At 66.9% G+C, this 24,375-nt stretch carries 23 protein-coding genes; 8 read left to right on the top strand and 15 right to left on the bottom strand.

The genetic code is table 11. The features are described 5' to 3' along the window. Positions 1 to 7: 7 nt before the first annotated feature. The 13 genes from F464_RS0122490 to F464_RS0122430 all read right to left on the bottom strand — a co-directional run bounded on the left by F464_RS0122490 (position 8) and on the right by F464_RS0122430 (position 12,021). Positions 8 to 502, bottom strand: coding sequence for a (2Fe-2S)-binding protein (locus F464_RS0122490; RefSeq protein ID WP_018992119.1), 495 nt, complete (start codon positions 500 to 502; stop codon positions 8 to 10). Positions 503 to 531: 29 nt separating this feature from the next. After that, positions 532 to 1,407: an FAD binding domain-containing protein gene (locus F464_RS0122485; RefSeq protein ID WP_018992118.1), complete on the bottom strand. Its 876-nt coding sequence runs from the start codon at positions 1,405 to 1,407 to the stop codon at positions 532 to 534. A gap of 81 nt (positions 1,408 to 1,488) precedes the next feature. Beyond that, the gene (locus F464_RS29325) at positions 1,489 to 2,181 is read right to left on the bottom strand and encodes a nuclear transport factor 2 family protein (protein WP_018992117.1); all 693 of its coding nucleotides are present in this window, start codon (positions 2,179 to 2,181) and stop codon (positions 1,489 to 1,491) included. Positions 2,182 to 2,302: 121 nt separating this feature from the next. Continuing rightward, on the bottom strand, positions 2,303 to 3,133 hold the full coding sequence (locus F464_RS30060) for an enoyl-CoA hydratase/isomerase family protein (RefSeq protein ID WP_018992116.1): 831 nt from the start codon (positions 3,131 to 3,133) through the stop codon (positions 2,303 to 2,305). Positions 3,134 to 3,160: 27 nt separating this feature from the next. Next, entirely contained in the window at positions 3,161 to 4,084 is a 924-nt protein-coding gene (locus tag F464_RS29315; RefSeq protein ID WP_018992115.1) for a TIGR03619 family F420-dependent LLM class oxidoreductase, read from the bottom strand. 53 nt (positions 4,085 to 4,137) lie between these two features. Beyond that, the gene (locus F464_RS0122465) at positions 4,138 to 5,358 is read right to left on the bottom strand and encodes a CaiB/BaiF CoA transferase family protein (protein ID WP_018992114.1); all 1,221 of its coding nucleotides are present in this window, start codon (positions 5,356 to 5,358) and stop codon (positions 4,138 to 4,140) included. A 14-nt stretch (positions 5,359 to 5,372) separates the two neighbouring features. Continuing rightward, complete coding sequence (locus F464_RS0122460; protein ID WP_018992113.1) at positions 5,373 to 6,605, bottom strand: CaiB/BaiF CoA transferase family protein; 1,233 nt, start codon at positions 6,603 to 6,605, stop codon at positions 5,373 to 5,375. 16 nt (positions 6,606 to 6,621) lie between these two features. Beyond that, the gene (locus F464_RS0122455) at positions 6,622 to 7,395 is read right to left on the bottom strand and encodes a DUF2889 domain-containing protein (protein ID WP_018992112.1); all 774 of its coding nucleotides are present in this window, start codon (positions 7,393 to 7,395) and stop codon (positions 6,622 to 6,624) included. 36 nt (positions 7,396 to 7,431) lie between these two features. Beyond that, on the bottom strand, positions 7,432 to 8,595 hold the full coding sequence (locus F464_RS0122450) for an acyl-CoA dehydrogenase family protein (RefSeq protein WP_018992111.1): 1,164 nt from the start codon (positions 8,593 to 8,595) through the stop codon (positions 7,432 to 7,434). Positions 8,596 to 8,638: 43 nt separating this feature from the next. Then, on the bottom strand, positions 8,639 to 9,127 hold the full coding sequence (locus tag F464_RS0122445; protein ID WP_018992110.1) for a hotdog family protein: 489 nt from the start codon (positions 9,125 to 9,127) through the stop codon (positions 8,639 to 8,641). Continuing rightward, positions 9,124 to 9,669 (bottom strand): FAS1-like dehydratase domain-containing protein, encoded by a 546-nt coding sequence (locus tag F464_RS0122440; RefSeq protein WP_018992109.1) that lies wholly within the window; start codon positions 9,667 to 9,669, stop codon positions 9,124 to 9,126. Before F464_RS0122440 ends, F464_RS0122445 begins: the two co-directional genes overlap by 4 nt. Next, a complete protein-coding gene (locus tag F464_RS0122435; protein WP_018992108.1) occupies positions 9,666 to 10,826 on the bottom strand; it encodes a CaiB/BaiF CoA transferase family protein in 1,161 nt (386 codons plus the stop codon). The genes F464_RS0122440 and F464_RS0122435 overlap by 4 nt, the downstream gene beginning before the upstream one ends. Positions 10,827 to 10,839: 13 nt before the next feature. Further along, complete coding sequence (locus F464_RS0122430) at positions 10,840 to 12,021, bottom strand: acyl-CoA dehydrogenase family protein (protein ID WP_018992107.1); 1,182 nt, start codon at positions 12,019 to 12,021, stop codon at positions 10,840 to 10,842. Positions 12,022 to 12,443: 422 nt separating this feature from the next. On the opposite strand from F464_RS0122430, the gene F464_RS0122425 reads away from it, so the two are divergent. The 4 genes from F464_RS0122425 to F464_RS29305 all read left to right on the top strand — a co-directional run bounded on the left by F464_RS0122425 (position 12,444) and on the right by F464_RS29305 (position 17,117). Beyond that, positions 12,444 to 13,400: an electron transfer flavoprotein subunit alpha/FixB family protein gene (locus F464_RS0122425; protein WP_018992106.1), complete on the top strand. Its 957-nt coding sequence runs from the start codon at positions 12,444 to 12,446 to the stop codon at positions 13,398 to 13,400. Positions 13,401 to 13,414: 14 nt separating this feature from the next. Next, a complete protein-coding gene (locus F464_RS29310) occupies positions 13,415 to 13,852 on the top strand; it encodes a Zn-ribbon domain-containing OB-fold protein (RefSeq protein ID WP_157354096.1) in 438 nt (145 codons plus the stop codon). Between the two features lie 73 nt (positions 13,853 to 13,925). Further along, a complete protein-coding gene (locus F464_RS0122415; RefSeq protein ID WP_026296237.1) occupies positions 13,926 to 15,119 on the top strand; it encodes a thiolase C-terminal domain-containing protein in 1,194 nt (397 codons plus the stop codon). A 24-nt stretch (positions 15,120 to 15,143) separates the two neighbouring features. Further along, positions 15,144 to 17,117, top strand: coding sequence for a (Fe-S)-binding protein (locus F464_RS29305; RefSeq protein ID WP_018992103.1), 1,974 nt, complete (start codon positions 15,144 to 15,146; stop codon positions 17,115 to 17,117). A gap of 285 nt (positions 17,118 to 17,402) precedes the next feature. Here the strand turns inward: F464_RS29305 and F464_RS0122405 are convergent, their stop codons facing one another. Together F464_RS0122405 and F464_RS29300 are read right to left on the bottom strand one after the other, a co-directional pair. Continuing rightward, positions 17,403 to 18,698 (bottom strand): cysteine desulfurase, encoded by a 1,296-nt coding sequence (locus F464_RS0122405; RefSeq protein WP_018992102.1) that lies wholly within the window; start codon positions 18,696 to 18,698, stop codon positions 17,403 to 17,405. A gap of 31 nt (positions 18,699 to 18,729) precedes the next feature. Continuing rightward, entirely contained in the window at positions 18,730 to 18,936 is a 207-nt protein-coding gene (locus F464_RS29300; protein WP_018992101.1) for a hypothetical protein, read from the bottom strand. Between the two features lie 250 nt (positions 18,937 to 19,186). Here F464_RS29300 and F464_RS0122400 point away from each other — a divergent pair, with 250 nt between their 5' ends. The 4 genes from F464_RS0122400 (at position 19,187) to F464_RS0122385 (ending at position 24,375) form a co-directional block, all read left to right on the top strand. After that, on the top strand, positions 19,187 to 20,068 hold the full coding sequence (locus F464_RS0122400; protein ID WP_040395707.1) for an FAD binding domain-containing protein: 882 nt from the start codon (positions 19,187 to 19,189) through the stop codon (positions 20,066 to 20,068). A 30-nt stretch (positions 20,069 to 20,098) separates the two neighbouring features. Then, entirely contained in the window at positions 20,099 to 20,611 is a 513-nt protein-coding gene (locus tag F464_RS0122395; protein WP_018992099.1) for a (2Fe-2S)-binding protein, read from the top strand. Beyond that, positions 20,608 to 22,986, top strand: coding sequence for a xanthine dehydrogenase family protein molybdopterin-binding subunit (locus F464_RS0122390; protein WP_018992098.1), 2,379 nt, complete (start codon positions 20,608 to 20,610; stop codon positions 22,984 to 22,986). The genes F464_RS0122395 and F464_RS0122390 overlap by 4 nt, the downstream gene beginning before the upstream one ends. A gap of 414 nt (positions 22,987 to 23,400) precedes the next feature. Further along, a complete protein-coding gene (locus F464_RS0122385) occupies positions 23,401 to 24,375 on the top strand; it encodes a WD40/YVTN/BNR-like repeat-containing protein (protein WP_018992097.1) in 975 nt (324 codons plus the stop codon).

Here is a 24,375-nt window from a genome sequence, read left to right as displayed (position 1 = left end):
AGCCGCTTCAGGCGGCAGTGGCGGTGTTGATCCGGCTGGCGGCAAGACGCACCGAGTCCAGGATGCTCTGGTAGCCGGTGCAGCGGCACAGGTTGCCGCCCAAGGCTTCCTTGATCTCCTCGTCGGTCGGGTCGGGGTTCTCGCCGAGTAGTTCGAGGGTGGTCATGATGAAGCCAGGGGTGCAGAAGCCGCACTGCAGACCGTGGGCATCGACGAAGGCTTGCTGGATCGGATGCAGTTGCCCGGTTTCGCGGTTGCGCAGCCCTTCGACGGTGGTGATGTTGGCGCCATCGGCCTGCACGGCAAGAGTCAGACAGGCGCGCGCGGAACTGCCGTCGATGAGGATCGTGCAGGCCCCACAGATACCGTGCTCACAGCCGACGTGGGTGCCGCCCAGATGCAACTCGTGGCGGATGAAGTCGGCGAGGGTGAGACGGGCTTCGACCTCGCGCTCGTAGTGCCTGCCATTGACGGTGAGGCGGATGGTTTTGCGGTTGCTCATGCGAACCTCGTGCGGGGGTTGAGGGTGCGTCAGCCCGCGCGCGCGGCCGCATCGGCAAGCGAGCGTTCGAGCAGGGTGCGGACAAGGTGGCGTCGGTAGTCCGCGGTCGCGTGGATGCAACTCATCGGCTCGGCAAGCGAAGCGGCAGCGATGGCTCCCGCGCGGGCGAATCTGTCGGCGCTCGGGGCGGCCCCGTTCAGGGCGTCCTCGGCCGCCGTCAGGCGTATGGCGGTGGCGCCGACGCCGAACGCGGCGATGCGCACGTCGGTACACCGGCCCGCGTCGAGGCGCAGCGTCAGCGCGACGCCCGCCAGTGCGAGGTCGCCGCTGCGACGGGAGACTTCGCGGATTGCCCAGCCGGCGCGGGCAGGCAGGACGGGCATCCGCAGCTCGGTGAGGATCTCGCCCGGTTCGAGTGCGGTAGTCATGTAGGTGACGAAAAACTCCGCGGCGGGGATCACGCGTTCTCCGTCCGGGCCGGTAGCCACCATCTCCATGTCGAGCACCAGTGCGACGGCGGGGTACTCGGAGGCCGGATCGGCGTGGGCGAACGAACCTCCCACCGAGCCGCGATTGCGGATCTGCTGATGGCCGACGAGACGCGTGGCGGCATGGAAGAGAGGTTGCTTGTCGCGTACGAGCTCGGACAATTCGGCCGCGCGTTTGCTCGCCATGGCGCCGATCGCGATGTGGCCGTCGTGCAGGCGGATGCCGGCGAGACCGGGCACGCGACCGAGGTCGACGAGGGCGTCGGGACGGGCCACGCGCATCGCCAGCATAGGCATCAGACTCTGGCCGCCGGCCAGGATCTTGGCGTCGCAGCCTTCGTCTTCAAGGCGCGCGAGGAGTCCCACCGCTTCTGCGAGCGTGGTGGGAGCGTGGTATTCGAACGCGGCCGGTTTCATGGCGCGGACCTCGGTGGGGGCTGGGGAGTCGGTGGAGACGAATCTAAGCGCGCGGGACAATGCCCGCATCACCAAGACGGGTTATTGCGCAGCGGACGCGGCGGTGGGCGTGCCGGCGGCCGCGGAGCTGACCGGTGTCTCCTGTCCGCCGCGGCACAGGCCGTCGCCGTGGCAGTGGCGCTCGACCTTGCGGCCGTGCTCGGCGAGGTAGTCGACGGTGATGTTGGGCAGCGTGTCGAGCTTCTCGACGATCTCGTAGTGGCGCTTGTATTGGGTGCTGCGCAGCAGCCACTTGCCGTCAACCTTCACGTAACGGTCGTGGTAGAAGGCGGTGCCGGTGGTGTAGAGGCGCTCGCGCAGGTTGTAGAAGTTGTCGTGCAGGTACCAGGTGCCTTCGGCTTCGGTCGGGCTGAGCAGGCGGATTTCGGGGTGGTGGCCGTTGTGCTGCGCGATGACTTCGCTGTTGAAGTTGTTGCCGATCGCCTCGAGGTACTGCTCGCGGCCGGCGAGCTTCCATTCGTAGCCGCCGCCGATGAAATGCACGGTGACATCGGGGTGCATGATGCTGCGCAGCAGATCGAGGTCGGCGCTGTCGATGCCGCGGAAATAGGCGTGCTTGAGCAGGCGGATTTCCTCGATGTCCTTCAGCGCTCGCACTTCTGCCTGAAGGGCCTTGAGCTGCTCGGCGGTGCTGTCGACGCGGGACGGGGCCGCGGCGAAGGCGGCGGACGACACGATCAGCGCGGCGACCGCCGCAAAGGTGAATCGGCTCATCTCAACTCCATGTCATGGGGCGCACCGACACACCACTGCGTGCCGGTGCGCAGGCGCTTCCTTGCCGGGGTTGGCGATGAGAGGGGCGCGGCGCGGTCTTTGCCGCGCTCGGCCGAGTGCGTCAGATTCCGTGGTACACGGGCTTGCGCTTCTCCAGGAAGGACTGGGTGCCTTCCTTTGCGTCGAGCGACGAGGCGACGATGACGCCAGCGATACCTTCGTAGTCGAGCATCTGTTCGAGCGTGGCGGTCTGGCCCATGTAGATCATGCGGCGGGCCATGTCGACGGCGACACTCGCGCGCTGGGCCAGGGTCTTGGCATATTCGAAGGCGGCCGCGAAGCTTTCGCCTTCCGGCACCAGTTCGTCGACCAGACCCATGGCCTTGCAATCGTCGGCGCGGAAGACGCGTCCGGTCTCGACCATCATCAACGCGGTGGGCAGGCCGACGACGCGCGGCAGGAACCACGACAGGCCGCAGTCCGGTGCGACACCCACGTTGGTGAAGATCGCCGACATCTTGAGTGTCGTGTCCGCGAAGCGCCGGTCGCACACCATGGCGTAGGCGAGCCCGGCGCCGACTGCGTGCCCATGCAGGGCGGCGACGATGGGTTTGTCGACGGCGATCATCTGCCGGGTCGCGTCCATGAAGGGTCCGCCGGGCGTCTTGCGCTGCGAGCGCGGAATCGGGCGCGACACGTCGGAGGTGCCCGGCATCGGCCGGTCGCTGTCGCCGGAGATCCAGTCGATATCACCCCCGGCGCAGAAGGCGCGGCCGGCGCCGGTCAGCACGATGGCGCGGACTTCATCGACGTTGCGCCAGCGGTAGAAGACGGTGGCCAGTTCCTCGGCCAGTTCCCAGCTCAGCGCGTTGAGCTTCTCGGGGCGGTTGAGAGTGATGATCCCGACATTTTCTTCAATACGGGTCGTCAGGAAGCGGTAGGTGTCCTGCATGGGCAGTCTCCGTGTGGAGGGGGCGGATCAACGGAATTGCGGGATGATTTCCTGGTCGTACCACTCGATCCAGTCAAGGCACTGCTCGAAGGTTTCGAGCTTCGGCGGCATGACCTGGACGGAGGTGGCACCGGCCTTCTGCAGCGCCTCGAGGTCGCGCAGCACGCTGTCGCGGTCGCTGGAAACCTCCGTCTCGCCTTTCTCTGCGTGCGAGAAGTCCTCGACCTTGTAAGCAGTGGTGGTGACGAGGATCTCGAAGCGGTCGGCCTTCTCTTCGTAGGCCGGCAAGCTCTTCATGTAGGCGATGCAGCCCGGGAGGTCTTCGGCCGTGACGAGCCAGGGAATCCAGCCGTCGCCGTGCACGGCGGCGCGGCGCATCGCGGCCGGCGAATTGCCGCCGACGAAAATCGGCGGGTGCGGTTTCTGCACGGGCTTGGGTTCGACGAGGATGTTGTCGAACTTGACGAAATCGCCGTGGAATTTCGGGTGCTCCGAGGTCCACGCTTCCTTGAGGGCCTTGAGGTATTCGTCGGTCATCGGCCCGCGCTGCTCGAAGGGGATGCCCAGCGTCTCGAACTCGCGTTCCAGATGGCCGACCGCGGTGCCGAGCGTGAAGCGCCCTCCCGCAAGGAATTCCATCGTGCCGATCTGCTTGGCGAGCACCAACGGATGGCGGTAGGGCAGCGCCAGGATGTAGGTCAGCATGTGGATGCGCTCGGTCGCGCCCATCAGCACGGCGGAGGCGGCGATGCCCTCGGCGAAGCGCGAACCCATCACCTCCTTCATGTCGGTGGGCATCACGATGTGCTCGGGAATCGTCAGCCAGTCCCAGCTCAGGGAGTCGGCCTTCCGCGCGTAGCGCAGGATTTCGGGCCCGCCGGCACGCGGCTCCCACGGGGCCATGGCGGCGGGGTAGTTGTTCAGCGCAGGCGTTGCGAGGGCGAACTTCATGACATGTCTCCGATGTATGGGCCGGGCGGCGGGTGCCTGCGGGCCGGTGTTTGTCAGTAGATGATCCGGTCGCGCTTCAGGCGCTCGTATTCCGCTTCCGGAATGCCAAGGAGCGTCCTGAACACCCGCTCGTTGTCCTGTCCGACGACGGGGCCGGGGCGGATGTCGGGACGGGTGCGGCTGGTCTTCACGTAGGCGCCGTAGATCGTTTCGCGGAAGCCCAGCGGGTGGGTGACCTCGACGAAGGTGTCGCGGGCGCAGTAGTGAGGGTCATGCAGCAGGTCGCCGACGTTCAGTACGGGCGCAGCGGCGACGCCGTGCTCCTGCAGGCGCGCAGCGAGCTCGCGGTCGTCGAACTCGTGCGTCCACTGCGCGATGTGTTCATGCAGCTGGTCGATCGCGGCCACCCGCGCCGGGAGCGTCGCGAAGGCGGGCGTCGCGGCCCAGTCCGGGTTGTCCATCGCGGCGACAAGGCCTTGCCACTCCTCGTCCCGACAGACGGCGATACTGATCCAGCGGTCGTCGCCGCGGCAGGGGAAGACGCCATGCGGCGCCGCGGCGGCGGTAGGGTGTTCGTTGCTCTTCGGCCCGCCGCTGCGCCCGTTCAGCGCGTAGTCCATCCACGCCGGCGCCACCATCTGCATCACCGCCTCCTGCTGCGAGAAGTCGACGTGCTGGCCGATGCCGGTGTTGCGGCGGTGGTTGAGCGCGGCGAGCACGGCGAAGGCGCCGAAGATGCCGGCGTAGGGGTCGGAGAAGGCGTTCTCCACCGGAACCGGTTCGCCGCCCTTGTAGCCGACGAGGCTGTCGAGGCCCGTCAGCGAGGTGAGGCTCAGGCCGTAGGTGCGGACATGCTCGAGCGGACCGTAGAGCCCCGCCGCGGGCATCGAGAACAGGATGATGTCCTCCTTCACCTCGCGCAGGCGTTCGTAACCGAGCCCGAGGCGCTCCATGACGCCAGGGCCGAAATTCTCGACCACCACATCGGCGGTCGCGATCAGCCGCAGCGCCAGTTCCAGCGCTTCGGGCTCCTTGAGGTTGAGCGACACCGAGCCATTGCCGGCCCAGCAGGCGTGATTCGACAGGCTGCGGTCGGGGCCGGGGATGCCGTCGGCGAAGGGCGGCAGGTTACGGGTCATGTCGACGCGCGCTGCGGATTCGATCTTCAGCACTTCGGCGCCGAGAAAACCGAGCGTCTGCCCCACCACCGGCCCCGCCCACACCCAGCCGAAATTGACGACCCGGACACCCTTCAACGGCAGTTGGTTGGCCATGCGCAATTCCCCCTTCAGATCACGTTGCATTGCGCGAGCCGGCGCACGTCCGCCGCGCTCAGGTCCAGCAGTTCGCGGTACACCTCGGCGTTGTGCTGGCCGAGCAGGGGGGCGGGACGTTCGGGTCCCCCGGGGCAGGCCGGCAGCTTGAAGGGGGCACCCAGGTTCTTCAGCCGGCCGAGTTGCGGATGTTCCATGTCGACGAAGTATTCGCGCGCTTGCAGGTGCGGCTGCGCGGCCGCCTCGGCGATGGTGAACACGGCTGTCACCGGGCAGCCCGCGGCCTGGCACTTCTCCATGATTTCCATCTTGCCGTGCTGCATCGTCCACTCGCGGATGAACCCGTAGATGACGTCGGCGTTCTGCGCGCGCGAGTACATGTCCTGGAACATCTCCAGGCTGGCCCAGTCCGGGTCGTCCATGACTTTGCGCAAGCCGTTCCACTGGCCGGGTTCGAGCGCCAGCATCCAGACGTGGCCGTCGCGACAGGGCAGGATCGTGGCCGGTGCGCCGAGCGGCATGCCGACACCGGTGCGCTTGTCGAAGCGGCCTTCCTGCGCGTAGCAGCCGATGTTCTGTCCGCCGACGAAGGCCGCGGCGATCGCCTCGGCGCAGGACACGTCGACCTGCTGGCCGCCGCCGGCGAGCTCGCGCCCATATACGGCTGCCAGTCCCCACGCGGCGGCCGTGACCGCACCGAAGTAGTCCGCGGCGAAGGTGCCGTGTTCGAGCGGCGTTTCGCCCGGACGGCCGCAATAGCGCGAACTCGCGCCCGACAGGTGGAAGGCGTTCAGGTCGTAGCCGTTCCAGCCGCTGTAAGGGCCGGTCTGCCCGAAGGGGGTGATGGAGATCACCACCAGGTCAGGGTTGATCTCTGCAAGCGTCGCGTAATCGAGCCCCCACGCGCGCATGCGCTGCGGCAGGTTGTTCTCGATCAGCACGTCGCTGCGCTCAAGGAGGCGGAGGAACAGGCGACGGCCTTCGGGGTGTGCGACGTCGCAGGTGATGCCGCGCTTGTTGGTGTTGTGGAAGAAGTACAGCCCGCTCTTCTCCGGGTGCGGCACGTCGCGCGGGAACGGCCCGGCAGCACGCGCGGCATCCCCCTCGGGCAGCTCGACCTTGATGACGTCGGCCCCGTAATCGCTGAAGAGCTTCGCACAGTAGGGCGCAGAGACCATCTGACCGAAGTCGATGACGCGGATTCCTGCCAGTGCGCCGCGCGGAGCGGCCGAAATAGTGGGGGTCATTGCGGCTCCACGAGGTTCAGGGCAGGAACTTCAGCAGGCGTTCCGGCGTGTGCGTGAAGTCGCGCACCGTGCCCGGACTGCGGAGCGCCCGTTCGACGGCACCCGTGTTGTACGAGTAGCAGGCGCCTTGCGGCATGCCGTCGGAGATGCCCGGATGCTGGGCAATCGGCTCGAAACTGTGGCGCCGCGCCTGAGCGACGAAATAGGCGCGCTGCAGTGCAATGGCCGCCTCGCGCGGCATGCCTTCGAAGGCCTGCGACGCCCATGCGTGGAAGCCGCGCATCACCGGTTTGCCTGCAAATTCGGCCGGCGCCGTGAGGGTGTGCGAGAGCGGAGTGGCGATGTCCCATTCATGAACCGGGACGCCGTCGCAGGCGATGCGCGCCCGGGTGATGCCGTCGTGCTCGTCGTCCACCGCCATGTCGTACAGCCGCGTCGTGCGTTCCTCGCCGCGGTGTGCCGCGGCATGCGCGACGGCGAGGATCGTCATGTCGTGCATGTGCGTGCAGTTGTCGCCCGGGACGAGGCGGCTGCGCAACGTCGCTTCGTCCTCGTCCAGGCGATGGCCGATGGCGCGCTGCAAGGGGCGGACCGCCTCGGCGCAGGTGTTGAACGGGATGCGCATCGGCTGCACCTCGACGGTCGTGACGCGCTCGCCGTCGTGCCACAGGCGCAGACGGAAGCCGTGGTTGCAGTCCTCCAGCTCGACGGCGACCTCGCGCGGTGCAGCGCTTACGCGGAGGCGACGGCGGAAGGTGCCGGTTCCGTAATGCGGATTCGGGCGTGCCATGAGGATTCCTCGGTCGGGCGGGCGGTCGTAAGCGGATCAGGCGGTGAAGGGATCGGGGATGGTCCGTCCGGCGTCGCCGTCGAGGATGTCCGCCGCGATCAGTTCCTCGAGGTAGGACGAGTCCCACCAGTTCATCTGCAGCTGCTTGGCGCGCCGGTAGAAGAGCTGGATGTCGTAGTCGAGCGTGAAGCCCATGCCGCCGTGCACCTGCTGCGCCATGTGCGTGACCTCGCGGAACGCGCGGCAGGCGAAGAGCTTGGCCATCGCCGCGAGGCGCTTCACGTCCTTGCCCGCGGCGTGCGCCCAGGCGGCTTCCAGCACCAGCATCTTCGCGCCGTCGACCACTGCGCTCGCGTCGGCCATGTAGTGCGCGAGCGACTGGAAGGCGCCGATCGGCTTGCCGAACTGCTCGCGTTCCTTGGAATACTGGACGGTGATTTCGAGCGCGCGCTCGGCGCCGCCTGCAGCCCACGCCGCGAGCAGGATGATTCCCTCGTACATCGCGGCTTCCCACGCCTGCCAGCCGCGCCCTTCGGCGCCGACGTGCCTGTCCGCGCTCACGCGGACATTGTCGAAATCAACGCGGTACTGGGTGTCGGAGGCCATCGAATGCTGCTGCGTCAGCGTGACGCCGGGCGCCTTCGTATCGACGAGGAAGAGGTCGATCGCGTCGGCGGCTTCGCCCGTGCGCGCCAGCACGAGGAGCTGTTGCGCAGCGGCGGCGTGAAAGACGTGCCGCTTGGTGCCGGAGAGGACATAGTCGTCGCCGCGCCGCGTGGCGCGCAGCTGCACCCCGGCAGGGCCGAAGCCGCCGTCCGGTTCCAGCCACGCCGGCACCACGACCGTGTCGCCGGCCGCGATCGCGCCGAGCAGCGTGCGCCGGTCGGCGGCCTCGCCCGCGTGACGCAGCGCCCCGGCCACCATCACAGTGCTGGGGAAGTAGGGTCCGGGCGCGAGGTGGCGCCCGAGCTGCTCGTAGATCACCGCGCAGTCGAGCATGTTCAGGCCCATTCCGCCGTCCTCCTCCCGGATCGCCATGCCGAGCAGACCCGTCTCGCGCATCTGCTGCCACAGGTCGGCGGGGACGCCGAGCGGGTCGTTTTCCATCTTGCGCACCACATCCGTGCCGCTGAAGTCGGCGCACAGGTTGCGGGTCATGTCGCGGAGCATGTTCTGCTCGTCGGTGAATTTCAGGTCCATTGGCAGCCTCTCGAAAGGGTGGCGGGCATTGCGCGCAGGTGCCTCAAGGCAGCCAGCGCTCGCCCTTGCGGGTCCAGGGGTTGTCGGCGGGGTCGGCGGGGATGGCAACGCGCGCGCGGCCGGTGGTGCGCACTTCGCCGTCGACCGAAATCGTCAGCTCAAGGTCGGCCCAGTCGCAGCCCGCGGAATCGCGGGCCAGCTTGCGCACGACCCCGGAAAAGCACATCTCGTCGCCGGGGAAGACGGATTTCTTCATCTCGAAGCGCAGGCGCCCGAGGCGGCCTTTGGGGCCGGTCCAGTCGGTGATGTAGCGTTCGAACCAGGCGGCGTTGTTGGGTGTGTTGATGAAGATGTTCTTCACGCCGTTGCGCTCGACCGCGAAGTCCTTGTCATGGTGCATCGGCCGCCAGTCGCGGCTCGCCAGCGCGCCGAGCACGATCGTCGTGGCGCTCACGGGATGGCGCAGTGCGGGCAGTTCCTGGCCTTCGGCGATGTCCGCAGCAGTGATGCCGCTCACGTCGGTCGCGCTCATTGCTCCGGCCTCCGGTAGCCCAGCATGGTGTAGATCTCGGTGCCGACCCATTCACCGTGCTGGTTGGTGGTTTCGACGTCGATTGTCCAGAATCGGCCGGTGCCCAGCTTCGTCTGTTTGAGTGGTCCGATGCTGCGCACGATCTGGCGCGTCGTCAGCCGATCGCCCGGGCGGACAGGCTCGCCGAACACCGCTTCGTTGCTGGCGACGACCGCTTCGGGCAGGTCGAGGATCTGCTTGAGGTCGAAATGGGTCTGCAGCGCCTTGCGCTCGCCCGTGGCTCCCGGCGCCCAGTAATGCGGGCGGAACCACACGGACATCATCGTCGGCGGCGCGATCGCGCCCCCGGTGATCGCCTCGGCGACGGCCGGATCCCAGAAGATCGGATTGCCGTTCTGCACCGCCGCGCAGGTGTTGTAGACGTAGCCCAGTTCGATCGGGAACTCTCCGGGCTCTTCGTAGAGCGGCGTGTCGATCATCCGCTGTGCTTCGATGGGCAGGTCGGTGGCATTGCTACCGGTTTGTGAGTCGCGCGCGCTCATTCAATGCACCCCGCTGCGCGCAGCTCGGCGATCTGGCTGGCGGGGAAGCCCGCTTCGGCGAGAATCGCGTCGGTGTCGGTATGGCCGGCGGGTGCGACGTGATGAACCGGCTGCTTGCGGTCGCCGCCCGCGAACACCGGCGCGAGCTGTTCGAAGGCGCCGCGGCGCGGATGCTCCGCCGTCATGAAGGCCTGGCGCTCGCGGAACTGCTGATGCGCGGCCACCTCCGGGATCGCCAGCACCGGCGCGACGCAAGTGTCTGCCCCGGCCAGCAGCGCGACCCATTCGTCCCGGCTGCGCGTCAGGAAGCGCGCCGCGAAGGCCGCGCGCATCGCGTCCTGCTGCGCGTCGTCGTACTGGTGGTCGGCGAAGGCTTCGAGCTCCAGCAGCCGGCACAGGTTGCGGAAGAAATGCCCTTCGATCGCGCCGACGGCGATGTGCCGCCCGTCGCCCGCGGTATACACGCCGTACCAGGCATATTTTCCGGTCAGTACGCCCGATCCGGGGCTGGTGTCTTCACCCGTGGCGAGATACTGGTCGAGGTACAGCGACATCAGGTTCAGCACGCCGTCGGTGATCGCCACGTCGAGACAGGCGCCTTCGCCGGTACGCTCCCGGCGCAGCAGCGCCGCAAGGATGGACTGGGCGGCGTGCATGCCGCCGCCCGCGCCGTCGGCGAGCGTTGCGCCGGGCAGGGCAGGGCGGCCTTCCGCGTCGCGGCCGCTGCAGGCGAGGAAGCCGGACATCGCGAGATAGTTGATGTCGTGGCCGACCCATTGCGCACAGGGGCCGTCCTGGCCGTAGCCGCTGGTCGAACAGTAGATGATCTTCGGATTGCGCGCGGCGATCTCGGCATAACCCACGCCGAGCCTGGCCGCGACGCCGGGGCGGTAGCTTTCGATCACGACGTCCGCCCGCTCGGCCAGACGCAGCAAGGTGTCCCGTCCGGCATCGGACTTGAGGTCGAGGCGGATCTTTTGCGTGCCGCGCCCCGCGCCGTACGCATGGAAGACGGGCTCGACCTGCTTCGCGCCCTTGGCCGCAACCGGCGCGACCTTGATGATGCGCGTGCCGAAGTCCGCCAGGATGCGCGACGCACGCGCTGCCGGGCCGACGCTCGCCAGATCGAGAACGGTGTAGCCGTCGAGGAAATTCATCGCCGGGGCCCCGTCAGAAGTTCTTGGGCAGGTCGAGCTTGCGCTTGGCGATGATGTTGCGCTGCACTTGCGAGGAGCCGCCGCCGATGGTATCGATCACCGTGTACGTGTAGCAGCTCTCGCCGCGGCCCCTGAGTGGCGCGTCCTCGGTGTGCAGCGCGAGCTGGCCGCCAGGCCCGACGATATCCATCGTCGCATCGGCGAGGCGCCGCGACAGTTCGGTCGCGTACAGCTTGTATTCCGAGGCCTCGACAGTCGGCGTCTTGTTGCTGTTGATCGCGGCATCGACGAACTTCACGCCGAGCACGCGTGCAACCTCGCACTCGGTGGCCAATTCGGCGATCTTGTGGCGCACCACCGCGTCGTCTTTCAGCGGCCTGCCGTCCCGCTTCGCCGTCTTCACGTAGTCGGCCAAAACCTGCATCCGCCCGCGGATCGGCGCGAAGGTGAACATGCTGAATCGTTCGATGTCGAGCGCCTCGGCGATGTACTGGAAGCCCTTGTTGAGCTCGCCGACGCGATAGTCGTCATGCACGAACACGTTGTCGAAGAACACCGCGTTGGTGCGCTCGTTGCCCATCGTGTACATCGGGTGGATGGTCAGGCCCGGGTCGTCCATGCGCACGAGGAAGAGGCTGATCCCGTGGTGCTTGGGCGCGTCCGGATCGGTCCGCGCGCCGACCCAGTACCAGTCGGCGAAGTGCGCGGAGGTGGTGAACACCTTCTGCCCGTTGAGCAGCCAGCCGTCGCCTTTGCGCTCGGCCTTCAGGCGCATCGCCGCGGCGTCCGAGCCGGCCGACGGTTCCGAATAGCCGACGGCGAATTCGATCTTCGCGTCGAGGATCTGCGGCAGGAATTCGCGCTTGAGCTTTTCCGAGCCGACATTAATGAGCGTCTTGCCGATGATGCCCACGCCCTTGCCGATCTGCGGCGCGCCCACCGAAGAAAGTTTTTCGTTGAGCAGGTACTCGTAGAAACCGGCGCCTTCCTGGCCGCCATATTCCTTCGGCCAGGTGATGCCGAGCCAGCCCTTTTCGGCGACCTTCTTCATGAAGGCGCGGCGCTCCGGCGTATCGCACACCTGCGCCATGTTTTCGCGGGTGACGTCCATGACTTTCGGGTCATGGTTTTCCTTCAGGAATTGATCGACTTCACGCAGGAATTCGCATTCATTTTCGGAAAACTCAAAATCCATGTCTGTCCCCGCATCAGGAATTAATCAAGACGGTTGGCAAATCGGCAATTGCCGCCATGCCGCGAATCGTTGAGCCGATTCTAGATTCCGATCTTCCGCGGTGTTGTCCGGCGGCAGTTCCGAAGTGGCCGCAGGAATGTCAGATAAGGCCATGTCCGCGCCAGCAGTAACGCAGAAGCCCATTCTTGTGTCGGCCAATGCCTTGCTGGACAAGGGTTTTTGGCTGGCCGGAAATGAATTGGCAAAGTCCCCTTCTGATTCGAGGCGGCGCAGTGCGAAAAAGTATGGGCAATTAGACTGGATTCAGGTATCGGGATCCGGGGCTGTGCCGAGAAAACGCCATAAGCGTCCGCACGTAAATACGTCGGCTCTGCCGGATGCCCGCTAGTTCAATTCGTCGCACTGAACAAGGAGTACTCGCTATGGCCGTTGTGCTGTGTTCCTGGGGTGATGCCATCGACGGTGGTACCGAAGAGGCGCTGACCCTCGCACGCAAGCTGGCTGGCTCGACCGGGGTGGAATTTCGCTGGCTGGTGCTCGGCGATGCCGCGCGCGCGGCGGCCGAAGTGGCCGCCCGTTACGGCGTGAACCGCATCGACCGCATCGAGGGAGCCGCCGCTTCGGCTTCCGGGCCGGATGCGCTGGTCGCAACCCTCGCCGCCTACTGCGGCAGCACCACGCCGCGCGCCGTGCTGTTCAACCAGGGTGCCGAATCGCGCGTCATTGCGGCGCGCCTCGCAGGCCGTCTCGGCGTGCCCGTGGTCGCCAACGTGTTCGACGCGGAGCCGGCCGGCAGCAGCCTGCACGTGACGGCAACGGCTTTCGGTGGCGATACGCATGCCGTCTATGAGGTGACGGCGGCGGTCGCGGTGCTGTCGGTGACGACCACCTCTATCGTCGCGGCGCCCGCCGCCGCGCCCACGACCGTCGTCCAGCACGCGGTCGCGCTCGACGCGGGCGCTATCGCCGAGCGCTTCGAGGTGATCTCCGCGCCGCAGGTCGCCGAAGCGCGCCTCGAAGATGCCCCGATCATTGTGTCGGGTGGTCGGGGTCTGGGCAGCAAGGAGAACTTCGAGATGGTCAAGGACATGGCCGCGGCGCTCGGAGGCATGTGGGGAGGTTCGCGGGCGATTGTCGACGACGGTTGGATCGACTCATCGCACCAGGTCGGCCTCACCGGCAAGATCACCCGCCCGTCGCTGTACGTCGCGGTAGGCATCTCCGGCGCCAGTCAGCATATGGCCGGCTGCTCCGCTGCGAAGACCATCGTCGCAATCAACAAGGATGCAGACGCGTCGATCTTCCGCTACGCGCATTACGGCGTGGTGGGCGACTGCCTGGAGATCCTCCCCGAACTCATCAAGGCCGCGAAGGCATGACGGAGTGGTATGCAATGGATGACTCTACCAATAAGGCGTCGCTGCGCGAGCCCTGTGTCCCGGGGCTCTTTTCGGAAGAGGGCGAGCCCAGCCTGCACGGCGCCCGCTGCACCTGCTGCGACACCCCGTACTTCCCGCGGGTGGCCGCGTGCCGCAATCCCGGCTGCGACGAGTCGAGGATCGTGCCCTGCACCTTTGGCGGTGAGGGACGGTTGTGGAGCTATTCGGTCGCCGATTTTCCGCCGCCGCCGCCGCACCGCTACGACAAGCCCTTCATGCCGTACGCGATTGGAGTGGTCGACCTGGACAGTGGGTTGCGGGTGGTCGGGCAGATGGTGGACGCGGTCGAGTTCATGCAAGTCGGCTCGCGTGTCCGGCTCGTGATCGAGCCCATCCACCACGAAGACGGCCGGACCTTCACGTCGTGGAAATTCAAATTGCTTGACCGGTGAGCGCTGCGCGGTCACTCCCTCCCCTCGAACAGGAGCGTAGGGGGTGAGCACCGGTTTAATAGGCGGGGAAAACATGCAGGAAGTAGTCGTTCTGGGAGTAGGGATGCATCGCTTCGGCAAGACCGGCGATGCCATCGTGGGAGAGAAGTCCGTCACCGAGCTGTGCCGCCACGCAGTCGATATGGCCATGAAGGATGCGGGGATCTCGTGGAAGCAGGTGCAGGCCGTGTCGGCGGCAAGCTCGCGCTTTTCCGGGGGCAAGGGCTGGGGCCTCAATGGCAACGACATCGTCGAGGACCTCGGTTGCACCGGCATCCCGGTCTACAACCTCTCGGCTGGCTGCGCCGCCGGGGGCAACGCCTTCAACATCGGCTATTCGCTGGTTGCCGGCGGCATCCATGACATCGTGCTCGTGGTTGGCGGCGAGGTGATGCCGAAGGGCATGATCCAGACTTCCGGCGTAGAGGACGCGAACGACCCCGAATACCTGCGCCAGCGCTGTGTCGGCATGCCTGGGCCGGCCTTCTGGGCGACCCTCGCGCGTCGTCGCATGTTCGACTACGGCACTACCGAGACGCAGATGGCAAAGGTCACCGTGAAGGCACGCAAGTGCTCCGAGAGCAATCCGTTCGCGCGTTTCCAGAAGGCTGTGTCGCTCGACGAGGTGCTCGCATCGCCCTATGTCAGCAATCCCCTTCGGCTGTTCGAGATCTGCCCCGTGTCGAACGGTGCCGCCGCCGCGGTGATCTGCTCGAAAGCCATGGCGCGTCGCTTCACGTCGAAACCGGTCACGGTCGCCACCAGCACCGTCGCCACCATCGGCTTCGATGACGCCTTGCCGCGGAGCCTCGCCGGGCCGGTTCCCTCTGGCCCGAGCTTCCATACCGAGGCGAAGTCCGCCGTCATGAAGGCGTTCGAGCGCTCCGGCATCGGCCCGCGCGAGATCAGCTTCACCGAGCTGCAGGACAACACCTGCTACTACGAGCTCGCCTTTCCCGAGGAATGGGGGCTGTGCGAACCCGGCGAGGCCGAGCGTCTGCTCGAGGCGGGCGAGACCGCCCCCACTGGCAGGATGCCGATCAACCCCTCAGGCGGCTTCGTATCCTTCGGCGAGGCCACCACCGCGATGGGGGTCTTCCAGATCGCCGAGCTCACCTGGCAATTGCGCGGTCAGGCGGGGGGACGACAGGTGCCGGACGCGAAGGTCGGCCTCGCCCAGACCAACGGCCTCGGCGGAAATGCGACCGCCGCCATCCTGAAACGCTGACCCACATCCATCGGGGCCCCGACCATGTCCGCGATCTCCGCACTCGACTACACGATCCTCGCGATCCTGCTGGGAGGCGCCCTGGCGAGCGTGTTTCTCGGCCTGAAACGGCGCGCCTCGCTGATCGCGGCGGGCAAGGTCCTCGCGGGGCCCGTTGGAACGCGGCCATGGCGTGAGCGTCTGAACCTCGGGGCGTTCGCCTCCCGCGGCCTGCTGACGTCGCGCCTCAAGAAGCGTCCCGTCGCGGGGCTTGCGCACGGCGTGATGTTCGGCGGCGCGCTCGTCGCCATCCTCGGCCACGCCGCCTTCGTGCTCAGTTTTGTCGGTGTTCCGGTGTACGAAGGGCGGTTCGGCTTTCTCATAATGGAACTCGGGCGCGAGCTCGCCGGCCTGCTGATGTTCGCAGGCGTCGCCTTCTTCCTGGTGCGGCGCCTCGTGCGCCTCGAACGCCTCGACACGGGGGGCTTCCGCCGCGGCTTCGTCGCCATGGAAGTGTTGTTCCTCATCACTATCGCCGCGGGTTTCGCGGCCGAGGCGCTCCGCCTGGTGGCCCCCGCAGCGGCGAGCCGAGGCGAATTCTTCGGACTCGCGCTCGCGGGCGCGCTGCGCGACAGTGGTCTTGGTGCCGACCCCCTCGGCATGCACCTCGCCTGGTGGCTGCACGCCCTGTTGGGCGTCGCCTTCATCGGCCTGATCGCCCACACACCCCTGTCACACATGCTGCTCGCGCCCGCGAACGCCGCGCTCGCCCGCCGCCGCTCAGGGATCACGCTCGCCCCAATCGATTTCGACGCCGAGCCGCCGGAAGGGGAGGAGTTCTCCTTCGGTGCAGCGAAGCTCGCAGACCTCGATCGCAAGAAGCTGCTCGATTTCTCCGCGTGCCTGTGGTGCGGGCGCTGCCACGAGGTGTGCCCTGCGGCCCAGACAGGCAAGGCACTGTCGCCGAAGAAGGTCATGACCACCTGTGCCACTTACCTGGAGAACGGGCGCTTCGACGACGCCGCGCTGATCGACGAGATCGGCCTGCAGGCAGTGTTCGACTGCACCACCTGTGCAGCCTGCGTCGAGGAGTGTCCCGCGAGCAACAGTCCTGCCGAGACCATCCTCGAGTTCCGCCGCCATTTCGTCATGGACCGTTCGGAAATGCCCGATACGCTGGCGCTCGCCAACCGCAACCTCGAATCCCGCGGCCACCCCTTTGTCGGCACCGCGGCGAACCCCGACGACTGGCGCAAAGGGCTGGATGTGCCCCTCTTCGAGGCCGGCAAGACCGAATACCTGCTCTGGATCGGCTGCTCCGTCGCTTTCGAGCCCCGCGCCCAGGAAGTCGCACGTGCCATGGTGCGCATCCTCGAGACCGCCGAGGTGTCCTACGGAATCCTCGAAGAGTCGCGCTGCACGGGCGACCCCGCGAAGATGGCCGGCGACGAGATGCAGTTCGTCGAGATCGCGCAGGCCAACATCGAGGACTTCCGCGAGCGCAAGATCCAGAAAGTCATCACGATGTGCGCGCACTGCTTCAACAGCTTCGACCGCTACTACCCTGAACTCGGCGCCGACTGGCAGACCATCCCCCACTCAGTCCTAATCGACCAGCTGATCGGCGACGGCCGCCTGAACGTCGTCCGCAACGACGCGGAAAAGATCACGTTCCACGATCCCTGCTACCTCGCGCGCCACAACGACATCGTCGCCGAACCGCGCCGTGTGCTCGGTGCCGTCGCCCAAGTCATCGAGATGCCGCGTAATCGCAAGGAAAGCTTTTGTTGTGGCGCCGGTGGCGGTAACTACTGGGGCGGAAAAGGTGGCACTGCCCGCGTCAACGACGTGCGCATGCAGGAAGCCATAGACACCGGCGCCGGCAAGGTCGCGACCTCGTGTTCGTTCTGCTTGCTGATGCTGACGTCCAGCGCTTCGAAGCACGGGGAGGAGAGGCGGGTGTTCGATGTGGCGGAGTTGGTGGCGGCGGCACTACCGGCATCGGCAGAAACCGTCTGAAGGCGCTCGAGGCAGCGCGCCTTCCCTCGGTTGCCCGCATCCTGTCCACAGGCTCGCCCACAGAGATTGTGGAGGAAGTTGGTCGGTTCGTTGGCCCACCGACTTTCTCTTGTCCCGATGCACCGTCATCGGTCGGGTGTGCGTGTGGGTTGGGTATTTTCGCATCCTGAGCGCCGACACCTCGATCTTCTGACGCTGGAAGGTGACCCGGGACAGGGCGGCCGTGGGGATCATTGTATGAGGTGAGGTTCGGCGGCATTTGCCGGAGTCGCCCCGGGTCGGGGGCTAATCCGCCGGCTCGCAAAAGCCCGCGCCCTCGCCGAGCGTGTCGCACACTCGCCGGATGCCGGCGACGAGCCGGTCCACATCGTCATGCGTGTTGTACAGCGCGAAGGATGCGCGAGCGGTGCCGGTGAGGCCGAGGCGCTGCATCAGCGGCATCGCGCAGTGGTGGCCGGCGCGGATGGCGATGCCGCGGTCGTCGAGCATCGTGCCAATGTCGTGGGGATGGATGTCGTCGAGCGTGAAGGACAGGACGCCGGCCTTTTCCGTGGCGGTCCCGATGATGCGCAGGCCGGGGATGCGGTTCAGCTGTAGTGTGGCGTCGTGCAGCAGCGCGCGTTCGTGCGCGGCGATGCGTTCGATGCCGATGGCGCTCACGTAGTCGAGCGCGGCGCCCAGTGCGACGACGCCCGCGATGTGGGGCGTGCCGGCTTCGAGCCGGTAGGGAAGCTCGTTGTACTCGGTCGCGTCGAAGCTCACCGAACGGATCATGTCGCCGCCGCCCTGGCATGGCGTCATCGCCTGCAGGTGCTCCGTCTTGCCGTAGAGCACGCCGATGCCGGTCGGCCCGTACAGCTTGTGTGCGGAGAACGCATAGAAATCGCAGTCGAGCGCTCGCACATCGACCGGCAGATGCGAGATCGCCTGCGCGCCGTCGAGCAGCACCGGCACGCCGCGGGCGTGGGCGAGGTCGATGATGCGTCGAACCGGGGTAATCGTACCCAGCGCGTTCGACAGGTGCGTCACGGCCACGATACGGGTGCGCGCGTTCAGCAGCGCGGCATACGCATCCACATCGAATTCGCCGGCATCGTCGACGGGCACCACGCGCAGCACGGCGCCGGTGCGCCGGCATGCCATTTGCCACGGCACGATGTTGGAATGGTGCTCCATCGCGCTGACGACGATTTCGTCGCCGGCCCTCAGGCGCGGCTCTGCAAAGCCTTGCGCGACGAGGTTGATCGCCTCCGTCGTGCCGCGCACGAAGATGATTTCGGCATCGGCGTGTGCATTGATGAATGAACGGACCTTGTGACGCGCGGCCTCGTGGGCATCGGTCGCGCGCTGGCTCAGTGCGTGCACGCCGCGGTGCACGTTCGCATTGTTGTTGCGGTAGAAATCGGCCTCGGCATCGATGACAGCGTCCGGTTTCTGCGTGGTCGCCGCATTGTCGAGGTAGGTCAGGGGGTGCCCATTCACGCACGTGCGCAGGATGGGGAAATCGGCGCGCGCCTGGGCCAGATCGCGGCGGGCGGCGCCGGGAACGGTTTCGCGGGTGTCCGTCGCGACCTTCGTCATCGCCCGTCCTTCCTGTATGCGGTCCTTGTAGTCATCGGCTCGCCGGGGCGCCCCCGGCCCGCTCGGCCGTGCTACGGATGAACGCCAGAACTTCGCCGAGGAAGGAGTCGCCGTCCGGCATGGCCGGGAAGTCGAGTGTCTCCGCACAGCCCGAGGCGGGAAACGGAATGCCGGCCACATCGGTAGCGTCACTCTCGGAATCCATCAGCGCGACCATCGGATCGAATCGGGAAGCCATGGCGTTTCTCCTCGTGTGAATCGACGCAGCGTCGATGCGGTGGAACGTGAGCGGACTATAGCCATCCGTCGCCGTCGCCGTCCCCCCCACGCGGTAGGGGCTAGCTCGCGCCGTCTCGTACTAGCCACCGCAGCGAACTTTTCGAACTATGGGGATAGGCGCCGCAGCACCCGGATAGCCGTCCCCGCGCCGTCGCCGTATCAATACGGGAGTTCGCCCCCCTACCTGCGTCTCGCGAAGGAGTGACTCCATGAGCAGTCGAATATTGCCGGACTTTAACCTGTTGCTGCCGCAAAGCGTCGCCGAGGCGGTCGAGCTGTTGTCGACGCATCGCGACCGGATCACCGTGATGGCTGGTGGCACCGACGTCATGGTTGCGATGAAGTTCGCGCAATCGGCCGCGAAGTTGCCTGAGTTCGTGATGAGCCTGGAGAACGTCCCGGGTCTGGGCTACGTGCTGTTCGACCCGGAAAAGGGCCTGCGCATCGGCGCCAAGGCGACGGTCGCCGAACTGCTCGCGCCGCCGGAAGTGAAGCAGCATTACCGTGCCCTGTGGCATGCGGCGCAGACCTTCGCGACCGCGCAGGTGCGCAACACCGCCACGGTGCTGGGCAACCTGCTGCGCGCGTCTCCCGCAGGCGATTGCAGCTGCGCGGTGTACGCGCTCGGCGGGGTCGTCGTGCTGCACGGACCGCACGGTTCCCGTGACGTCGACATCGACGACTTCTGGTTGTCATACGGGGTCACCGCGCGCCAGCCCGACGAGCTCGCCGTCGAACTGACCTTGCCGCCGCCCGCTGCCGGATCCCGCTCCGCGTTCAAGCGCATGACCCGCATGAGCGAGGATCTCGCGAAGCTCAATGTCGCCGTCCGGCTCGAGATGTCGGGCAACACCTGTGTCGATGCACGCCTTGCGATGGGCTGTGTCGCGCCCACGCCGCTGCGGCTGACGAAGACCGAGACGCTGCTGAGGGGCCACGAACTCACGCCGGAGGTGCTGCAACGCGTTGCCGCGTCGGTGCCGTGGGAGATCAGCCCGATCGACGACAAGCGCTCGACTGCCGAATACCGGAAGCAGGTGTCGGGGGTGCTGCTCAAGCGCGCGATCCAGGAAGCCTGCGGGGTCGCCTGAGCCCGCGCGGAAGAAGACGAGGAGACCAGAATGAAGAACCGGGATATCACTCTTCACATCAATGGCGAGCAGTACAGCCTGAACGTCGCCGTGAATCGCACCTTGCTCGACGTGCTGCGCGACGAGCTGGGCATGACGGAGACGAAATACGGCTGCGGCACGGGCGAATGCGGGGCGTGTACCGTGCTCGTCGAGGGCAAGGCCATCAATTCCTGCCTGACGCTCGCCGCGACGATGGACGGCAAGCGCATCACCACCGCAGCCGGGCTGTCGGACTTCGGCCGGCTCGACCACATCCAGCAGGCCTTCGTCGACGAAGCCGCGATCCAGTGCGGCTATTGCACGCCTGGCATGGTGATGAAGACCGCCAGCCTGCTCGCGAAGAATCCCGACCCGAGCGAGGCCGAGATCCGCCACGCGCTGGAGGGCAACATCTGCCGCTGCACGGGTTACGAGAAGATCGTGAAGGCGGTGAAGAAGGCGGCGCAGACGATGCCGGGCCGCGCAACGGCGGTCGAACGGTGCAAGGAGGTCGTGCAATGAGCGAGGAAACCATCGTTGGCACCAACGCGCCGCGCGTGGACGTGCGCGACAAGGCGACCGGGCAGGCGCAATACGCAGCCGACATCCAGCTGCCGGGCATGCTGTACGGCAAGGTGGTGCGCTGCTGGGAACATGCCCACGCACGCGTGAAGCGGCTGGATCTCTCGGCCGCGGCGGCTTCGCCGGGCGTCGTGCGCGTGATCGGGCCGAAGGACGTCACGGCGAAGCGCTACAACTCGTCGGTGCTGGACCTGATGGTGTCCGAGTCGATGCACGACATGCTCGGCGACATCGACGACCAGCCCATCTTCACCGAGCACGTGAAATTCCAGGGCGATGCGATCTGCGGAATCATCGCGCGGTCCGAAGAGGCAGCCGAGCGCGCCGCCGCGAAGATCGTCGTCGAATACGAGCCGCTGCCGGTGTACCTGACCGCGGAGGCGTCGCGGGCGCCCGGGGCGGTGCAGTTCACACCGGAAAAACCGGGCAACCTGGCGTTCCAGCTGCCCGAGGCGATGTTCCCGAACCACGCGCTCGGCGGCGGCGATGTCGAGGGGGCGATGCGGGACGCGGACATCGTCGTCGAGGACGCGTTCTACGTCCCGAAACAGAAGCAATGCCAGATGGAGCCGCACGCGTACGTCGCGAAGGTCGACAGCGGCGGGCGGCTCACGTGCTGGACCTCGTCGCAGATGCCCAAGCTCGTGCAGCGCAAGCTCGCGAAGCTCTTCGACCTGCCGATGAATCTCATGAAGATCGTCCCGACCGTGATCGGCGGCGGCTTCGGCACGCGCCTGGGCATGATCTCGGAGCCGCAGGCCTGCGCGATGGCGCTGGCGGTGCCCGGCCATCCGGTGAAGCTGCAGACGCTGCGCGAGGAGGACTGGGTGATCTCGCCGAGCCGACACCCGGGCAAGTACTGGATGAGGATAGGCTTCAAGCGCGATGGATCGCCGGTCGCGTGCGATGCGCGCTTCGAGAACTACAAGGGCGGCTACTACCTCGACGCCTCCGGCACGGCCTTCACGGCCGGCGCCTGGCTCGGCGGCATGTACCGCTTCCCGGCGCTGCGCTACCGCGGCGAGTCCTACTTCACGAACCAGGGGCTGACCGGCGCGTACCGCGGCTACGGCAATCCGCAGACGAACTTCGTGCTCGAACAGCTCATCGACCGCGGCTGCGCCGAGCTCGGCGCCGATCCGGTCGAATGGCGCAAGAAATGGCACAAGGGCGTCGGTGACGACGGCTGGTGCCCGGGCGTGACCTATCCGTCGTGCGCGCTGGACGAATGCCTCGACCGCGGTGCGGCGGCGATCGGCTGGACCGAGAAGCGGCGCAAGTACGCGAAGCAGGAAGGGACGATCCGGCGCGGCGTGGGCGTCGCGGTGATGAATCACACCAGCGGTGCGATGCCGATGCTGCTGGAGCACACCGCCTGCACCGTGAAGCTCAACGAGGACGCGACCGCCGAGGTCCTGTTCGCGTGCTCGGACATGGGGCAGGGCTCGCACACGGCACTGAAGCAGATCGCCGCCGAGACGCTCGGCTTCCCGTTCGAGCATGTGCAGTTGTCGAGTGGCACATCGGACGTCGCCGGCTTCGACATCGGCGCGCATGCGAGCCGTACGATCTACGTCGGGGGTGCGGCAGTCAAGAAGGCCTGCGAGGAGGCGAAGCGCCAACTCTTCGAGCGTGCGTCGCTGCAGCTGGGCGTTCCCGCCGACGAGCTCGACATCCGCGACAAGCGCATCTTCGTCAAGGCGGACCCGGCGCGCGGCATCCAGGCCGAGGCGATCACGCGCGCGGGCGTGTATCACTTCGTCGACCCCATGACCGGCGAACCGGGCGGGGTGCCGGGGCAGATCCAGGGCTACGTCAGCTTCTTCGCGCCGCACAACTCGCCGCCCTTCGGAGCGTCGTTCGCCGAGGTCGAAGTCGACACCGAGACCGGCGAGGTGCGCGTGATCGAGCTCGTCAATGCCCATGACATCGGTCGCGCGATCAACCCGGCCGCGGTCGAAGGGCAGCTCGAAGGGGGCATCCAGCAGGGGCTCGGCTTTGTGCTGAGCGAGGAGATGGACTACGACGCCAAAGGGCGGGTGCAGAACAACAGCTTCACCGACTACAAGATGTTCGGCCCCGAGGACATGCCGAAGATCACGACGATCCTCGTCGAGGACGCCGATCCGGTCGGCCCCTTCGGCGCGAAGAGCGTCGGCGAGTCGGGGCTGGTGAGTCCGATCGGCGCGGTGGCGAACGCCATCTTCCACGCCATCGGGATCCAGTTCACCGAGGCGCCGATCACCCCGGAGAAGGTGTTGAAGGGCATCCTGGAGAAGGGAGTGCGGAATTACGCGGCCATCCGCCGCAGCTGAAGGCGTCGTCCTGCCCGTGCACGGCCGCCTTCGGGCGGTCGTGGCGTTTGTGCGGCGCGCGGAGGCGATCCGCCGCCGATACACACTTGCAACGATCCGTAGTCCGCGGATAAGCGCCGCATTCACCGGATAGCGGCAGTCCCCCCGGAATCCGTATCTTTCTATTAACCCGGCAAGCAAAAACCGTTCGGGCTGAGCTTGTCGAAGCCCTGCCAATGCCCTTCGACAGGCTCAGGGCGAACGGTTGTATTTAATTTGCCGCCTTAATAACGTTGCGCGCGCTCGGGACTCTTGATCCCGATCACAGAGCCGGATCCGCAATCGGCCAGCCGCACGGATCGCACATCCCACCCCAGCCCGAGAGTTCGCTGCCTCCACACAGGGAGGCGCCATTGCAGTTCGCAAGGGGACTTCATGACCGGGATTGACCGAATCCGTAGCTGGCTCCTGCCGTGTGCGCTTGTGCAAGCCGGACTGCTCGGCTGCAGCGCATCGGCGAACCTCGCTGATGTTACCGCGATGCAGTCCGCGCCGGTGCTGCGTTCCGACCAGTTCCAGGCCGCCGTCGCGAATCCGGGCGTGCTCGTCGCGGTCGGCGCGAACGGCGTCGTCGTGTCGTCGGCCGACGGCGGCAAGAGCTGGCGGCGCCAGGTCGTCGATGCCGGCGCATCGCTGATCGGTGTCGCGGTGTGCCCGGATGGCGGCTTCGTCGCCCTCGATTTCGGCCGCCGCGTGTGGATCGGCGACGCCGCCGCGAGCAGCTGGACGGCACGTGCGATCACGAGCGAGGCGACACCGCTCGCGGTCGCGTGCGACCCGAACGGGCAGGTGTGGGTCGTCGGTAGCGAGAGCGCGATCCTGTCGAGCGCGGATCGGGGCACGACGTGGCGCGACGCCTCGCTCGGCCAGGACCAGATGTTCACGACGGTACAGTTCGTCGACGAGCGGCACGGTGTCATCACGGGCGAATTCGGCAGCTTCCTGACGACGCAGGACGGCGGTGCAAGCTGGCAGGCGGGCGCGCCGATCCCGAACGATTTCTATCCGTACGGCGCGCTGTTTACCGATGCACAGACCGGCTGGGTCAGCGGCCTCGCCGGCACGATCCTGCACACCACCGACGGCGGCGCGAGCTGGCAGAAGCAGCCGAATCCGACCGGCGCACCGATGTACGGGCTGGCCCGCCACGACGAGCGCGTTTATGCGCTTGGCGCGAACGGGCTGGTGCTCGCGCTAGCCGACGGGCAGTGGAGCCCGGTCGAGGGGCGTCCGGCGCCCTACCTGCGCAGCGGCTTCTCGCTCGCAGGGCGCGGGCTCCTCGTCGCGGGCGGCGCCGGCACGCTCGACATCGTTTCCCTGACCCCCACGACGCCCACCGCGCCGAAGTAA

Origin of the sequence: Aromatoleum toluclasticum ATCC 700605, assembly GCF_000378245.1 — a bacterium.
Lineage (GTDB): Bacteria > Pseudomonadota > Gammaproteobacteria > Burkholderiales > Rhodocyclaceae > Aromatoleum > Aromatoleum toluclasticum.
Note: the sequence above shows the minus strand (reverse complement) of the source record. Positions and strands in the feature narration are given on the sequence as shown.